Source organism: Streptomyces sp. NPDC006602 (assembly GCF_042870385.1).
Taxonomy (GTDB): domain Bacteria; phylum Actinomycetota; class Actinomycetes; order Streptomycetales; family Streptomycetaceae; genus Streptomyces.
Genome location: NZ_JBIAHG010000009.1, coordinates 93,349 through 108,105, shown reverse-complemented (window position 1 = coordinate 108,105; position 14,757 = coordinate 93,349). Strand labels below are relative to the sequence as shown.

The 14,757-nt window shown below is 70.3% G+C and carries 11 protein-coding genes and 2 pseudogenes; 7 read left to right on the top strand and 6 right to left on the bottom strand.

All coding sequences use genetic code 11. From position 1 onward, the window contains the following. Positions 1-30: 30 nt before the first annotated feature. Positions 31-2,817 (top strand): hypothetical protein, encoded by a 2,787-nt coding sequence (locus tag ACFYO2_RS23520; protein ID WP_388352259.1) that lies wholly within the window; start codon positions 31-33, stop codon positions 2,815-2,817. Positions 2,818-2,874: 57 nt separating this feature from the next. On the opposite strand, the pseudogene ACFYO2_RS23515 reads toward ACFYO2_RS23520, so the two are convergent. The 3 genes and pseudogenes from ACFYO2_RS23515 to ACFYO2_RS23505 all read right to left on the bottom strand — a co-directional run. Beyond that, positions 2,875-4,105 (bottom strand): annotated as a pseudogene (locus tag ACFYO2_RS23515) (RNA-guided endonuclease InsQ/TnpB family protein). 223 nt (positions 4,106-4,328) lie between these two features. Continuing rightward, positions 4,329-4,709, bottom strand: coding sequence for a PPOX class F420-dependent oxidoreductase (locus tag ACFYO2_RS23510; RefSeq protein WP_388352256.1), 381 nt, complete (start codon positions 4,707-4,709; stop codon positions 4,329-4,331). Positions 4,710-4,776: 67 nt separating this feature from the next. Continuing rightward, positions 4,777-4,914: pseudogene (locus ACFYO2_RS23505) on the bottom strand (pyridoxal phosphate-dependent aminotransferase); the annotation flags it as partial. Between the two features lie 25 nt (positions 4,915-4,939). Between ACFYO2_RS23505 and ACFYO2_RS23500 the strand changes: the two are divergent. Both ACFYO2_RS23500 and ACFYO2_RS23495 read left to right on the top strand, forming a co-directional pair. Beyond that, the gene (locus ACFYO2_RS23500) at positions 4,940-6,019 is read left to right on the top strand and encodes a hypothetical protein (RefSeq protein WP_388352253.1); all 1,080 of its coding nucleotides are present in this window, start codon (positions 4,940-4,942) and stop codon (positions 6,017-6,019) included. A gap of 185 nt (positions 6,020-6,204) precedes the next feature. Next, the gene (locus tag ACFYO2_RS23495; RefSeq protein WP_388352250.1) at positions 6,205-7,575 is read left to right on the top strand and encodes a S1 family peptidase; all 1,371 of its coding nucleotides are present in this window, start codon (positions 6,205-6,207) and stop codon (positions 7,573-7,575) included. Positions 7,576-7,586: 11 nt separating this feature from the next. Here ACFYO2_RS23495 and ACFYO2_RS23490 read toward each other — a convergent pair whose 3' ends face one another. The 3 genes from ACFYO2_RS23490 to ACFYO2_RS23480 form a co-directional block, all read right to left on the bottom strand. Then, entirely contained in the window at positions 7,587-8,477 is an 891-nt protein-coding gene (locus ACFYO2_RS23490; protein WP_388352247.1) for an EamA family transporter, read from the bottom strand. A gap of 144 nt (positions 8,478-8,621) precedes the next feature. Beyond that, positions 8,622-8,807 (bottom strand): hypothetical protein, encoded by a 186-nt coding sequence (locus ACFYO2_RS23485; protein WP_388352244.1) that lies wholly within the window; start codon positions 8,805-8,807, stop codon positions 8,622-8,624. Between the two features lie 100 nt (positions 8,808-8,907). Further along, complete coding sequence (locus tag ACFYO2_RS23480; protein WP_388352242.1) at positions 8,908-10,071, bottom strand: ROK family protein; 1,164 nt, start codon at positions 10,069-10,071, stop codon at positions 8,908-8,910. A gap of 166 nt (positions 10,072-10,237) precedes the next feature. Here ACFYO2_RS23480 and ACFYO2_RS23475 point away from each other — a divergent pair, with 166 nt between their 5' ends. The 4 genes from ACFYO2_RS23475 to ACFYO2_RS23460 are packed head-to-tail and all read left to right on the top strand — an operon-like array spanning position 10,238 to position 14,738. Further along, positions 10,238-11,203 (top strand): carbohydrate ABC transporter permease, encoded by a 966-nt coding sequence (locus tag ACFYO2_RS23475; RefSeq protein WP_388352239.1) that lies wholly within the window; start codon positions 10,238-10,240, stop codon positions 11,201-11,203. A 19-nt stretch (positions 11,204-11,222) separates the two neighbouring features. Beyond that, positions 11,223-12,143 carry a carbohydrate ABC transporter permease gene (locus tag ACFYO2_RS23470; RefSeq protein ID WP_388352236.1) on the top strand — a complete coding sequence of 307 codons (921 nt, stop codon included), beginning with the start codon at positions 11,223-11,225 and terminating at the stop codon, positions 12,141-12,143. Between the two features lie 10 nt (positions 12,144-12,153). Further along, positions 12,154-13,497, top strand: a complete 1,344-nt coding sequence (locus ACFYO2_RS23465; RefSeq protein ID WP_388352234.1) for an ABC transporter substrate-binding protein — start codon at positions 12,154-12,156, stop codon at positions 13,495-13,497. Positions 13,498-13,535: 38 nt separating this feature from the next. Further along, positions 13,536-14,738, top strand: coding sequence for a Gfo/Idh/MocA family protein (locus ACFYO2_RS23460; RefSeq protein ID WP_388352230.1), 1,203 nt, complete (start codon positions 13,536-13,538; stop codon positions 14,736-14,738). Positions 14,739-14,757 lie beyond the last annotated feature (19 nt).

Below are 14,757 nucleotides of genomic sequence, written 5' to 3'. Positions count from 1 at the left end.
CCTGCGCTTGGTTGTTGAGGAGGGGAACCATTGATCCGTGCCCGGCGAATATGTGTGACCGCCGTGGCGGTACTGGCGGCCCTGGCGGGATCGCCCGGACTGGCACAGGCCCAACAGCCTCCAGAGGCTGGGCGGTTGAGCGCGAACGCCGACAGCGCACTGCCACCGGGCTGGCGGCTGGCCGGGGAGGGCGCCGCGCGTGAGCTGGTCTGGTGGGCACCGAAGCCCGTGCCCATGGGGGACGCGCGCGTCGAGTTCCATGCCGAGGGCCGGCTGCTCGGGGTGCCGAAGGCCGGGAAGGACGGCCGGACGTTCCGGCTGGACCTCGAAGAAGCCCGCTCGGAGCAACTGACCGGTCTTCAAGTGCTCTCCGGCGGGCGCCGGTTGGATGCGGCGGCGACCGACCAGCCCGGCCGGCCCCGCGAGCGGGAGTCCCCTGCCGCCGGGCAGCCGCAGGCCCCGCTGCCGGCGGGCGGTGTCGACCCCGGGAAGCCCGGCTCGTACCGCACGGTCACCGGCGCGTACGACCTCGACCCGGTGAAACTGCCCGGGTTCCCCGTCCCGGTCGAGATGCGTGCCGAAGTAGTGGCCCCGCAGGGCGCCACCGGCAGTCGCCCGCTCGCGCTGTTCCTGCACGGCCGCCACTCCACCTGCTACAAGCCGGGCGCCGAGGACTACGTGACCGGCGAGTGGCCCTGCCCGGCCGGCACGAAGCCGATCCCCAGCCACCAGGGCTACCTGCGTGACCAGAAGCTCCTCGCCTCCCAGGGCTATGTGACGGTGTCGATCTCGGCGAACGGCATCAACGGCCAGGACTGGGACGCCGAGGACGCCGGCGCGCAGGCGCGCTCCTCGCTGGTGCGGCAGCACCTGGCCCGCTGGGCCGACTGGGCCGCTCGTCCGGCCGGCGCCCCGGCCGTCGTACGCGGGGCGCCGAAGGCGGACCTCTCCCGCGTCCTGCTCGTCGGCCACTCGCGTGGCGGGGAGGGCGTGAACCGGGCCGCCATGGACAGCCTCTACCCGCCGCCCGCCGCCCAGGACGGCTACCGGGGCCCGGTGCGCTGGAAGGTGCGCGGCACCGTGCTCATCGGACCGACCATCTTCGGCCAGAATCCGGTCGCCGACGTGCCGTCGGCGACGATCCTGCCGGGCTGCGACGGCGACGTGTCCGACCTCCAGGGCGAGGTGTACGTCGACGGGACGCGCGGCACCGGCCGGGGCAGCGCGCTGCACAGCGCCGTCTACGTGGTCGGCGCCAACCACAACTACTTCAACAGCGAGTGGACCCCGGGCCAGGCCGAGGCACCCGCCTGGGACGACTTCGGGGACGCCGAGGAACAGCCGGACCCGGTGTGCTCGGCGACGGCCGCCCCGACCCGGCTGACCGCCGACCAGCAGCATCGGGCCGGCGCCACCTACATCGCCGCCGCGGCCCGCCTGTTCGTCGCCGGGGACGACCGCGTGCGTCCGCTGCTCGACGGCTCCGGCAAGCGGGCCCCCTCCGCCGACCCCGCCCGGGTCCTGACCCACGCGGTCGGCGCACGCCGGAACGCCGGATTCCTGCCGGACGGCCCGGTGCGGGTGACCGGCGCCAAGCTGTGCTCGGCGATCGACCCGGACCCGGCCGTCGCCTGCCTGGACCCCGAGGCCGCCGGGTCCTCGCCGCACTTCGCCGTGTGGGAGACAGAGCGGGAGACCGGCCGCCGCGCGGTCGCACTGAAGTGGTCGGCGCCGGGTACGGCGGCCCGCGTCCGCCCGGCCGCACCGCTCTCGCTCGCCGGTGACAAGGAGCTGGCGCTGCGGGTCTTCGTGCCGCCGAACACGACCGGCACGAAGCTCGACGTCTCCGTCACCGACGCCGCCGGACGCCGGGTCACGCTCGGCCGGGTCCAGGTGGACGGTCTGCCGGGCAGCGACCGCACCGCCTCGTACTGGGCGCGCGAGGTCCGCGTCCCGCTGGCCGCCGCCGCCCGGGCCGGACTCGACCTCAAGCACGTCAAGTCCCTTGAGCTGACGCCCCGTTCACAGTCGGGGCAGGCCTGGCTGATGGACGCCTGGGGCTGGGCCCCCGGCACCCCGGCGGTGCGGGCGGCGGCGCTGCCGCGTGTCGACGTCGGCCGCACGATCGTCAAGGAGGGCGACTCCGGCACCCGCACCTACCGGGTCCCGGTCGAGATCTCCGGGCGCGGCAGTGGCCAGGTCCGCGTCTACGTCCTTGATCCCGACACCGGCCTCGGCACGGACGAACTGGTGACGGTACGGCCCGGCAGCAACGCCATCGACATACCGGTCGAGGTGAAGGGCGACACGCGCTTCTCCTACGACGTGCAGCACGACATCGCCGTGAAGGCGGTGCGCGACGCGGTGGTCGGCTCGCACCGGGGCGGGGTCACCGCGCAGAACGACGACCCCGAGCCCGTGATCACTCTTGCGCCGGTCGCGGACCGGGTGACCGAAGGGGAGACGCTGACCTGGAGGATGTCCCTGACCGAGCCCGCCGACGTGGAGATCTGGCAGCCGGTGCGGGTGCTCGCGGTCTCCGAGGGCGCCGAGTTGTCCACCAAGGACGTGGACCCGCAGTGGCTCCTGGACTACTCCGGTGACTCGCCCGACCCGGAGCGCCCGCTGTCCGAGGCCAACCTGTGGGTGTGGATGGGCATCCCGGCCGGGAGCACCCGCATCGACTTCGACGTGCGGACCGTACGGGACCAGGTGGCCGAGCCGACCGAGTCCATGCGCCTCGCGCTGACCGACTTCGACGCCGAGCCGCTTCCCGACCGCCCGGTGCTGACGGGGACGGTGCTGGACGCGTCTTGACATGCTCCTCGGGCTGAAGCCCGAGGATTCTGGCCGTCCCCACCGGTTGCTGTGCCGCTACGCGGCACGGCAACCGGCAGGGATTCCGTGGCTTCCTGTTTCTTCGCGCTGTGCCAGAACAGGTTCTGGTCTTACCGGCGCTCCGCAGGCCGATACCGCCAGTCCGGCGGCCTGTTTCACGTTGATCGCGGCGTTGTGGTCCCGGTCGTGGACGGTGCCACAGGCGCGGCAGGTCCATTCCCGCACGGCCAGAGGTTTGGGCCCGTCCCGGTGGCCGCAGGTCGAGCACCTCTGGCTGGTGGGCTCGAACCGGCCGACCTTCACGAAGGTCCGTCCGTACCGCTGCGCCTTGTATTCGAGCATGGTCACGAACTGGGACCAGCCCGCGTCGTGCACGCTTTTGGCCAGTCTCGTGCGCGCCAGTCCCGCCACTGCCAGGTCCTCCACCGCGACCGCTTGGTTCTCGCGGATCAACTTCGTGGAGAGCTGGTGATGGAACTCCTTGCGCGCATCGGCCACGCCCGCGTGGGCGCGGGCGACCTTCTGCCGGGCCTTGGCTCTGTTCCTTGATCCCTTCTGTTTGCGGGAGAGTTCCCGCTGGGCTTTCTTCAGTTTCTTCTCCGCGCGGCGCAAAAACCGCGGGCTGTCGATCTTCGTGCCGTCGGAGAGGACCGTGAAGTGGGTCAGCCCCAGGTCGATGCCGATGGCGGCCTCGGGGTGCGGCTCCGTCCAGGGGGCCCGATCGGTGTCGGGGTCGGTGTCGATGACGAAGCTGGCGAAGTACCGGCCGGCCGAGTCAAGGATGACCGTGACACTGGACGGCACGGCGGGCAGTACCCGCGACCACTTCACCTTCACGTCGCCGATCTTCGGCAGCGACAGCCGCCCACCCTCGGTGATCTTCCAGCGGGCGTTCGTGGTGAACCGGATCGCCTGCCGGGAATCCTTGCGCGACCTGAAACGCGGCGCACCCACCCGCTTCCCCTTGCGCTCGCCCTTCAGCGAGGCGAAGAAGTTCCGGTACGCGGCCTCCGCATCCCGCAACGCCTGCTGCAGGACGACTGACGAGACCTCGCCCAGCCAGGAACGTTCGGGGGTGTTCTTGGCGTGGGTGATCAACTGCTGGGACAGGATGGCAGCCTTGGGGTAGGGCCGCCGGGCCGCGCGGGCATCCTCACGGGCGACGCGCACCGCGTCGTTGAACACGACACGGGCACACCCGAACGCCCGTCAACGCGGCGCGTTGACCGGGCTCCGGGTACAACCGGAAGGCGTACCGAAGCTGCATTCGGCGATCGTACGAACAAGCGGCACTCGATGTCGCCGGGAACATCCGTTCCCTGTCTCACCCTGGGGCCGCAGCGTCCGGCTCCGCCGGAACGCCACCGTGGCGCTCCGCCCCACAGTCACGAGATCGGCTTCACCACCGGCGTGAACGCCGATGCACTGCCGATGAAACTCGGTAGCCGCTCACGTACGGGGCACGGACCGCCCGGCCCGTGCCCCGTACGTCACAACGTCACGCGGATTCCGACGGTCCCGTCCAGGCCCCGGCGCAGTCGGCTGCCGAAGAGGCTGAGGCGGCCGACGATGCCGTACTTGCGGGCGATGAGCCTGCGGTAGCGGGCGGTGGTCTGCGCGTCGGTGATCTCGCCGGTCGCGGGCACCTGTTCGCCGGTCGGGTTGCCGCGCAGGTCGCAGGGGCCGACCAGGACGTCACCGCGCGCCCGGATCCGCTTCACCTTCCCTGAATCGGCGGCCGTCCACGCGCCGAGGGTGTCGCCGTCGCGGACCACCCACACCGGGGTCGCGACCGGGGTGCCGTTCTTGCGATAGCTGGTGAGCAGCAGATATTTGCCCGCACCGAGCCGCTCCAGCCGCGTGTCGTCCATGGCTCGCAGTCTAGGCAGCCGCACACCTGCGGCGGGAGTGCGGGGCACCGCACGAAGCGATCCGCGGCATCTCGGCGACCCAGAGCGGAAGGACGTCGTCGGGGTAGGTGCGCCATTTCATGCTCGTACGACGTCGGAGGCGGTCCAGGGTGAGTGCCCGCAGGGGATTCGGTTCACCGGACGTGTCGTGCGGGATCCTGGTCATGAGGCAAAAGATAGGGGGCCGTGGTGTGACCTGGAATCGGGAGGACGGGGTGCGGGGAGCGCGTCCGGTGTCCGTCGGCGGGGGCGGCGTCGTGGAGGTGGCCTGCGACGAGTCGGGGTCGGACGGCGAGAACCTCACCGGCGGGAACACCGACGTGTTCGCGCACGCGAGTGTGCGGCTGTCCGTGGAGTCCGCCGCCGCGCATGTGCAGGAGATACGGGACCGGATCCGCTCCCCCGCCGAGGAGTACAAGGCGAACCATCTGCTGCGGGAGAAGCACCGGGCCGTACTGGAGTGGCTGCTCGCGCCCGCCGGCCCGCTCCACGGGCAAGCCCACGTGCACCTCACCGAGAAGGCGTTCTTCATCGTGGACCGGGCCGTCGGCCTGCTGCTCGGCGACGGTAACGGCGGCCACGACCACGACGGCGACTCGTCGGTAGAGGCCGTCACGCTGTTCCGGGAGGGGCCGCGGACCTTCGGGACCGAGCGGTGGCGCGCGTTCCTGGCGGCGGCCAACCAACTGCTGCGCGTCAGGAACGACGGCCGGCCGCAGGAACCCGCCGACGCCTTCTTCCGGACCGTGGACGATTTGCGGCGCGCACATTCCCGAACGCCCGTGGCGGGCATCCTCGATCGTCTCGCGGCGGCCCGGTCCCGCGCCGACTCCTACCGGGAGGTCGTCACCGGCGGCCCCACCCTGATCCCGCTGCTCAACCCCCTGCTACCCGCCGTCGTCGCCACGGCCGCCCACTGGAGCGGGGACGGCCGGCCCGTCCGGCTGGTGCACGATCGTCAGAACATGCTGACCGAGGAGCGCATCGCGTGGATCGAGGAGACGGCCCGGCAGGCCGGGGCCGGCCTCGAAGGGTTTCGGCTGGTGGTCGCGCGGGAGGATCCGCGGGTGCAGTGCGCCGACTTCCTCGCAGGTATCGCCCGCAGTATCGCCTCCGACGAACTGAACCGACGCGGCGATCCCGTCCTCACCGCACTGCTGCGCCCCTACGTCGACACGGCGTCCGTATGGGGCGACGCCCCCAGCTGGGCGCGGCTCCGGCCGACGCCGGGCGGCACACCGGTGGACTCCGGCGTCCGGTCCGCGGGATGACGCCCGCCGACACCGGTTGACGCCCGTCGAGGCGCCGGTCGGGCCGGGGGGCCGGCCTCGGCGGATTCGGAGAGATCACCTGTGCCGTGAACATGCCGGTCCCCGGCCACGTATGGATGGTGGGCGCTCAACGACGGGAGTGCCCCGCGGTGTTCACACCGCGTGTTCGGGTTCGGGAGCCATGCATGAGGCACGCACGACGACGGGTCGTCCGGCGAGTGACACGGCTGGCGGCCGTCGGTGGCCTCCTCCTGGGAGGCACGATGGTCACACGGGCCATGGCGAGCGAGCCACCCGACGCCTCCGCCCTCCCACGCACGTACGCCCAGAAGGCCACCGACACCGGGGCAGATCTCGTCTCGCGGCTCGGCAGCTCCCGTACCGCGGGCACCTGGATCGGTGACGACGGCCGGCCGGTCGTCGCGGTCACCGACCAGGAGGCAGCCGCCGAGGTCCGGCGGGCGGGCGCCGAGGCGAAGGTCGTGTCGCACAGCATGAACGAGCTCAAATCGGCGACCTCGACGCTGCGTTCGGCGCCCCGGGTGACCGGCACGGCGTGGGCCATGGACTACCGGACCAACCAGGTCGTCGTACGCGGGGACAGTACCGTCTCGGCCGACGACTGGTCCCGGATGACGCAGGTCGCGGGCGGCATCGGCACGTTCGTCCGCATGGAACGCGCCGAGGGCATGTTCACGCCCCGGCTCAACGGCGCCCTGCCCATCCTGTCGACCGCCGGACGCTGTTCGGCCGGCTTCAACGTGACCGACGGACAACGCGACTTCATCCTCACCGCCGGGCACTGCGGGCCCACCGGCTCCGTCTGGTTCTCGGACACCGGGGGCACGAAGCAGGTCGGCAAGACGGTCACACAGAGCTTCCCGGGCAACGACTTCTCCCTCGTGCAGTACGCGAACGGGAAGGCCGGCGACGGTGCCGCCGTCGTGGCCATCGGGGACGGCAAGGGCGTTCAGATCACGGGCGCCGCCGATCCGTCCGTCGGGCAGCGGGTGTTCCGCAGCGGCAGTACGAGCGGGTTGCGCGACGGTCAGGTCACGGCGCTCAACGCGACGGTGAACTACCCCGAAGGAACGGTCACCGGACTGATCGAGACGAACGTGTGCGCCGAACCGGGCGACAGCGGGGGGCCGTTGTTCTCCGAGGGGGTCGCGCTCGGCGTGACCTCGGGCGGCAGCGGAGACTGCCAGGCGGGCGGTACGACGTTCTTCCAGCCCATCACGAAGGCGCTGACCGACCTCGACGTCCAGTTGCTCGTGTCGGCCCCGGCCGCGGGCGCGACGCCCTCGCAGGCGCCGTCGGCCTCGGCGACGCAGAGCGCGATCGCTCCTGGTGCGGCCACGCCGGGGGCGTCGGCCCCGGTGGCGGGCGGCACGGCGGGCGAGCCGCTGCTGTCCCGGCTCACCGACCGCAGGAACGTCGGTCCCGGGTTACTGGTCATCGCGGGCAGCCTGATCGCGCTGGTGGCCACCCGGTACATCCGGGCGGAGCAGGACCGCAAGGCGTATCGGCGCTACTACTCGGCGACCTGGGGATGACCGGCCGGCCCTCACCCGAGGGTCAGCAACGCCGTGGCCGCGGCTGCCCCGAGCAGACCGGCCGTCTGTCTCCGGGTGACCTTCTCGTGCAGCAGGGCGAGTCCGAGGATGACCGGGAGGGCCGGATAGAGGGAGGCGAGCACCACGGCGACGGCGAGCAACTGCCGCTGCGCGGCGAGCAGATACAGGACGAGCCCGAGGGCGGCTCCCGCTCCGATCAGCAGCGCCTGGGCGCATCGCGTCGGCGGCATCCGCAGGCGCCCGGCGTGCTGTACCGCACCGGGCAGCAGGACGAGTACGGCGGCGAGCCGTCCCGCGGCCACCGGCCACAGCCCGCTCGACGCGTCCGCCTGGGCGAGCGCGATGTACTGCACGGCGACGCCCGCGCTGGCGAGCAGGCCGTCCGACGCTCTTGCGCCACCGTCCGTGCCGCCCCCAGCTACGAGCCAGAGCGCGGGCGCCGTCACGGCGATGCCCACCCAGGCCAGGGGCGTCGGCCGGTCGCCGAGGAGCACCCCGCACAGCACGGACAGCGCGACCCCCGTGACCGCGCTCACCGGCACCACGACGCTCATCGCGCCGTGGCTCAGCCCGCGGTTGAGGAAGTGCATGGCGGTGCCGCTGCCGACGCCGGACAGCGCACCCCACAGGAGATCCGCCGACCGGACGCTGTCGGCGGGCAGGAGGAGGGCGGCCGCGAGGGCGAGGAGCAGTCCGCCGAGCTGGCCGAGGAAGGTGACGGCGGCGAAGTGGGCACGCCGGGACAGCAGTCCGCCGGCGATGGGGGCACCTCCCGGCTCGAGCGAAGCCGAGAGCTGGGGGACGACGATGCCGTAGCAGACGGCCGAAGCCAGTGCCAGGAAGGGGCCCATCCTGTCGGGGGTGCCCCTGGGCCGCGCCATGATTCCTGACGGGCTGAGCCGGGATGCCGGGGCGGCCGGGCTCAGGAGGTGACGGAGGGATTCACGAAGTGATGACGGGAGAGGCGGGATTCATGAAGGGATGGCGGTACTCACGAGGGACAGCGGGGTCTTCGAGGAGCGCGCTCAGGCCGCTTCCGCCGACTGCGGGGCCGCGGCGGCCCACTCCAGAACGAGCCGCCTGTACTCCTCGCGCTGCTCGCCGTTCAGCGTCCCGCCCGACCGGAGCCACAGGGCCCTGATCTCCTCGTTGACCTCGTCAGCCGATCGTTCGGTAGCGGGTTCAACACTGGTGGACATGATGTGAAGCATACGGCTCCGGACGTGAAGGCCATGTGAGTAATGGTGAGCTAAATGGACATTCCGGACCGTGTTGCTGATCACGTCCATCTGTCAATCCCCGTGGCCTACTTCACTCTTCGCCCGCTCCCAGCACCAGCACCTGGATCGCCAGCACGGCCGCGCCGCGCGCCCAGTCGTGAAAGTCGGACACCTTGGTCTCCAGGTCGATCGGGGCGGCCAGCGGGTGCCGGTGGGCACGGATGGTGTCCTCGACGGTCTTGCCGGCCACGTCCATCAGTCCGACGCCCTCGCCGGCGAGCAGGATCTTCTGGGGCATGGCGAAGTTGGCGATCTGGGCGACCAGGGTGCCCAGGGCACGCGCGGCCTCGTCGATGACGCGGGCGGGCATGGGCTCCCGGGCGGCGGCGAGGGCGAGGATCTCCTCGTAGGTGTGGTCGCGGCCGGTGGCGGCGCGCACCTGGTAGCGGATGTTGGGGATGGCCAGCAGGGAGACGGCGCTGCCGCGTTCACCGTCGGGGGTGAGAGGGCCGTCGGGGTTCACGATCCAGTGCCGGCCGAAGCCGCGGTCCTCCTCCGCGTACGGCACGCGCCTGCCGCCCAGGACGAGGCCGTAGCCGATGCCGGCGCCGATGGTGAGGACGACGAACCGGTCGAGGCCTCGCCCGGCGCCGAACCAGGTCTCGGCCTCGACGAGGGCGGCGACGTCGTTCTCGACGACCACGGGCAGGCCGGTGCGCTCCTCGACGAGCTCGGCCAGCGGGACCTCGCGCCAGTGCAGGAACGGGGACTCCCCCACCACGGCCCGGTCCTGGACCAGGCCACCGACCCCGATGCCGACGCCCGCGATCCGGGGGTGGACACGGGCGAGCTCGCCGGTCATCTCGGCCAGCAGGTCGGCGACCTGGGCGGGGTCGTGGGTGGTGAGCGGTCGGTCGTGGCGGGCGACGATGTCGCTGCGGAGGGTGGTGACGACGCCGTAGACCATGTCCTCGGTGATCTTGAAGCCGAGGAAGGAGCGGGACTCGGCGACGACGTCCAGCGGCTGCGAGGGGCGGCCCTGACGGACCTCCGCCGCAGTGGTGCCCGCCTCGGGGACCTCGATCAGCAGGCCGGACTCGATCAGCGGTTTGGTCAGCCGGGTGAGGCTTCCCGCGGAGAGGTTCAGCCGGCGGGCCAGCTCGGTGCGTGACAGCGGGCCGTGGACGAGCACCTCGATCGCCACGGAACGTTCGCCTGAGCTCAGGGGATGCCAGCTGGCGGCAACTTCTCTCATGAAGGTCAGACTCCCACATGATTTTTTTTGCCATGAAAACAACATGGCCACTCTACGGCACTTCCACCGTCTGAAATAGATGCTTGCACGCCACTTGACGCGAGGATTCTTTCGCTACAAAAGTAAGTGCCCGAGGACGAGCCGCCGCGGACAAGGGAGTCTCCCGATGACCATCGCCTCCAGCAGCCCCCCGTCGCGTCTGCCACTGGGCAGCGCCGAGGGGGCCCGAACCAAGCCGAGGACGGGCCGGGCCCAGGTCGACGAACGTGGGGGCGACGGGCGGCTGGCCGCGGTGTTCATCGCGCCGGCCCTGCTGGGTTTCCTGGTCTTCCTGCTGTGGCCGACGCTGCGGGGCATCTACCTGAGCTTCACGCGCTACAACCTGCTCACACCGCCCGAGTGGGTGGGCCTCGACAACTACGTGCGCATGGTGAACGACCCGATCTTCTGGGACTCGCTCAAGGTCACCGTCGAATACGTACTGATCAACATCGGGGTGCAGACGGTCTCGGCGCTCGCCATCGCCGTACTGCTCCAGCGGCTGACGCAGTCGGCGGTGCTGCGCGGGATCGTGCTCACGCCGTACCTGATGGCGAACGTCGTCGCCGGCATCGTCTGGCGCTGGATCCTGGACACCCAGCTCGGCATCGGCAACGAGATCATCTCGGGGCTCGGCTTCGACCGCATCCCCTTCCTCGCGGACGACACCTGGGCGATCCCGACCATCGCTCTGATCAATGTGTGGCGGCACGTCGGCTACACCGCGCTGCTGCTGTTCGCCGGACTCCAGGCCATCCCTAACGACATGTACGAGGCCGCCAAGGTGGACGGCGCGAGCGAGTGGCGGATGTTCTGGCGGATCACGATGCCGCTGCTGCGGCCGGTCCTCGCGGTGGTGTTGATCATGACGGTGATCGGTTCGTTCCAGGTGTTCGACACGGTCGCCGTGACGACCCTGGGCGGACCGGCGAACGCCACCAACGTGCTCCAGTACTACATCTACGGCGCCGCCTTCGGTCGCTTCCAGTTCGGCTACGCCTCGGCGATGTCCGTCGCCCTGCTGGTCGTGCTCAGCGCGATCACCTTCGTCCAGTACCGGCTCACCCGCGCCGGCCAGACCGACCTCGGCTGACGGGGAAGGAGACACCGACATGGCTGCCGTGGCAACCACGACGACCGTACGGCCCACCACGAGGCGCCGGCCTTCCTTCGGCCGGATCATGGCCTGGGCGGTGATGGCCGCGATCGTGCTCATCACCCTGTTGCCGTTCTACTGGATCCTGCGCACCGCGCTGTCCACCAACACCGCGCTCGCCGCGCACCCCGGCGATCCCCTGCCCGTGGACCTGACGTCCGGCGGCTTCGAACGGGCCCTGGGGCTGCAGTCCACCAAGGAGGCGATAGCCCAGGGCGGTGCGGGCGGCGGTCTGAAGTTCTGGCGCTACCTGATCAACTCGGTGATCGTGTCCACCCTGATCACCGTCTGCCAGATCTTCTTCTCCGCCATGGCCGCGTACGCCTTCGCGCGCCTCAGGTGGCGCGGGCGGGACAAGATGTTCGGGCTGTTCCTCGCCGGGCTGATGGTGCCCGCGATCTTCACCCTGCTCCCGAACTTCGTGCTCATCAAACAACTCGGCCTGGTGGACACCCTGTTGGGCATCTCGCTGCCGACGATGTTCATGACGCCCTTCGCGGTGTTCTTCCTGCGGCAGTTCTTCATGAACGTGCCCCGCGAGGTCGAGGAGGCGGCCCTGCTCGACGGCGCCGGAAAGATCCGGATCTTCTTCCGGGTCATGCTGCCGATGGCGTCCACCCCCGTCCTCACGCTGGGCGTCCTGACGTACATCACCTCCTGGAACGACTACTTCTGGCCGCTGATGGTGTCCTACAGCGACAGCTCGCGCGTGCTCACCGTGGCGCTGGCCATCTTCCGCGCGCAGACGCCGCAGACCGGCTACGACTGGTCCGGCCTGATGGCGGCCACGCTCATCGCCGCGCTGCCCATGGTCGTGCTCTTCGGCATCTTCGCGCGCCGCATCGTCAGTTCCATCAGCTTCACCGGAATCAAGTAAGGGGACGGGCATGCGAATTCGTACCGTCGTGGCGTTGACCGGAGCGCTGGCGCTGACCCTGACAGCCGGCTGCGCGAAGGGAGGCGGCGCGGGATCGTCCGCGCACACGGTGTCGTACTGGCTGTGGGACGCCAACCAGCTGCCCGCCTACCAGGCCTGCGCGAAGGGCTTCGAGCGGGAGAACCCGGGACTGAACGTCAAGATCACGCAGCTGGGCTGGGACGACTACTGGACCAAGCTCACCGCGAGCTTCATCGCGGGCACCGAACCCGACGTGTTCACCGACCACATCCAGAAGTTCGGCCAGTTCGCCGATCTGAAGGTGCTGGAGCCGCTCGACGACCTGGGCATCGACGCGTCCGACTACCAGTCCGGACTCGCCGCCAACTGGACCGGCCAGGACGGGCACCGCTACGGCGCTCCCAAGGACTGGGACACCGTCGCCCTCTTCTACAACCAGAAGATGGCCGACGCCGCCGGGCTCACCGCTCAGGAGCTGAACACCCTCTCCTGGAACCCGAAGGACGGCGGCACCTTCGAGAAGGCCATCGCCCATCTCACCGTCGACAGGAACGGCAAGCGCGGTGACGAACCGGGCTTCGACAGGCACCATGTCAAGGTGTACGGCCTCGCGACGGGCGGCGCCGGGGACGGCGACGGCCAGACGACATGGAGCAACTTCGCCGCCTCGGCGGGCTGGAACTACACCGACAAAAAGCGGTGGGGCACGAAGTACCAGTACGACAGCAAGACCTTCCAGTCCGTCGCCAAGTGGTACTTCGGTCTGGCGAAGAAGGGCTACCTGGCCCCCCTCACCGACTACAGCGCGGGCGCCAACCCGGCGAACGCGCAGGTGGCCGGGGGCAAGGCGGCCACGGCCTTCGACGGTGCCTGGATGATCTCGACGTACTACGGCGTCAAGGGCCTGAAGGTGGGCACCGCCTTCACCCCCGTGGGCCCCACCGGCAAGCGCGCCACCATGATGAACGGCCTCGCCGACTCCGTCACCAAGAACGCCGGCAACAAGCAGGGCGCCTTGAAGTGGGTGAAGTACCTGTCGTCCGACGCGTGCCAGAAGACCGTGGGCGGCTACGGCATCGTCTTCCCGGCCACGACCGACGGCACGAAGGCCGCGGTGGCCGCTTACAAGAAGAAGGGCATCGACGTCACGGCCTTCACGAAGCCGGTCGCCGACAAGAAGGACTTCACCACCTTCTCCTTCCCGATCACCAACTACTCGGCGGACATGTTCGCGCTGATGCACCCCGCCATGCAGGACATCTTCGGCAACGGCAAGCCGGTGAGCAGCCTCGACCAGACCAACGACCAGATCAACCTGATTCTCGACCAGTGAATCGACCAGACAATCGACCATTGAAGGGCACGCCATCCATGACGTTCTCCCTCGGCATCGTCGGCGCCGGACAGTTCTCGGGCCAGTTCGCCAAGCTGTTCCTGGCCCATCCCGGCGTCCGCGACGTCTACGTCACCGACCTGCTCCCCGAACGGGCCGAGCAGCTCGCCGCCGCCGAAGGCCTCACCGGCACCTTCCCCTCGTACGAGGCCATGCTGGAGTCGAAGGCCGTCGACGCGGTCGCGATCTTCACCCAGCGCTGGACGCACGGACCCCTGGTGGTCAAGGGCCTCAGCGCCGGCAAGCACGTGTACTCCGCGGTCCCGATGGCGATCACCGCCGCGGAGATCGCCGCGATCATCGACGCGGTCAAGGCGACCGGGCTGACCTACATGATGGGTGAGACCAGCCAGTACAACCCGGCGACCGTGCACGCCCGCAACCAGATCGCCGAGGGCGCCTTCGGACGGATCTTCTACGCCGAGGGCGACTACGTCCACGACATGGATCTGGGGTTCTACGAGGCGTACCAGTACAGCGGTGGGGACGACTGGAAGGCGACCGCCAGCTATCCCCCGCTGCTGTACCCGACACACGCGGTCGGCGGGGTGCTGGGCGCCTGGCAGACGCACGCGGTGAGCGTGTCGGCGATCGGAGTGGTCGACGAGCGCGGGGACGGAGTCTTCGACAAGGAGGTCAGCCAGTTCGGCAACGACGTCTCCAACGCGACCGCGCTGTTCGAGGTGGCGGGCGGCGGGTCGTTCCGTACCAACGAGTTCCGGCGGGTCGGCTATCCCTCCCACATAAGGGAGTCCCGCTTCAGGTTCTTCGGTACGGAGGCAAGCATGGAGCAGCTCGCCACGGTGGCCCTGTGGCAGGACAAGAAGGGGGTCAAGGACATCAGCGAACTGCTGGAGCCCAAGCCCACCATGTCCCCCGACGACCCCTCGCTCCAGCACATCGCGCCGGACCTGCGGGCCGCCTTCACCTCGGGATCGGCGCCGGTGCACGACCGGGCGCGGCTGCCGCGGGAGTTCGACAACCTCCACAACGGTCACGAGGGCAGCCACCACTTCCTGGTGGACGACTTCGTGACCGCCGTGAACACGCGGACGCTGCCGTCGGTGAACGCGTGGGTGGCCGCCCGCTACACCCTGCCGGGCATCGTCGCGCACGACTCCGCGCGGCAGGGCGGGGCCAGGCTGGACATCCCGGACTTCGGGGACGCGCCGGGGGCCTGAGCGTCCCGTGCCGGCCGGG

Excerpts from the sequence above, each read along its gene's own strand:
- ACFYO2_RS23460 (WP_388352230.1), top strand. The coding sequence starts at position 13,536 with ATGACGTTCTCCCTCGGCATCGTCGGCGCCGGACAGTTCTCGGGCCAG.
- ACFYO2_RS23470 (WP_388352236.1), top strand. The coding sequence starts at position 11,223 with ATGGCTGCCGTGGCAACCACGACGACCGTACGGCCCACCACGAGGCGC.
- ACFYO2_RS23485 (WP_388352244.1), bottom strand. The coding sequence starts at position 8,807 with ATGCTTCACATCATGTCCACCAGTGTTGAACCCGCTACCGAACGATCG.
- ACFYO2_RS23480 (WP_388352242.1), bottom strand. The coding sequence starts at position 10,071 with ATGAGAGAAGTTGCCGCCAGCTGGCATCCCCTGAGCTCAGGCGAACGT.
- ACFYO2_RS23465 (WP_388352234.1), top strand. The coding sequence starts at position 12,154 with ATGCGAATTCGTACCGTCGTGGCGTTGACCGGAGCGCTGGCGCTGACC.
- ACFYO2_RS23495 (WP_388352250.1), top strand. The coding sequence starts at position 6,205 with ATGAGGCACGCACGACGACGGGTCGTCCGGCGAGTGACACGGCTGGCG.
- ACFYO2_RS23490 (WP_388352247.1), bottom strand. The coding sequence starts at position 8,477 with ATGGCGCGGCCCAGGGGCACCCCCGACAGGATGGGCCCCTTCCTGGCA.
- ACFYO2_RS23475 (WP_388352239.1), top strand. The coding sequence starts at position 10,238 with ATGACCATCGCCTCCAGCAGCCCCCCGTCGCGTCTGCCACTGGGCAGC.
- ACFYO2_RS23510 (WP_388352256.1), bottom strand. The coding sequence starts at position 4,709 with ATGGACGACACGCGGCTGGAGCGGCTCGGTGCGGGCAAATATCTGCTG.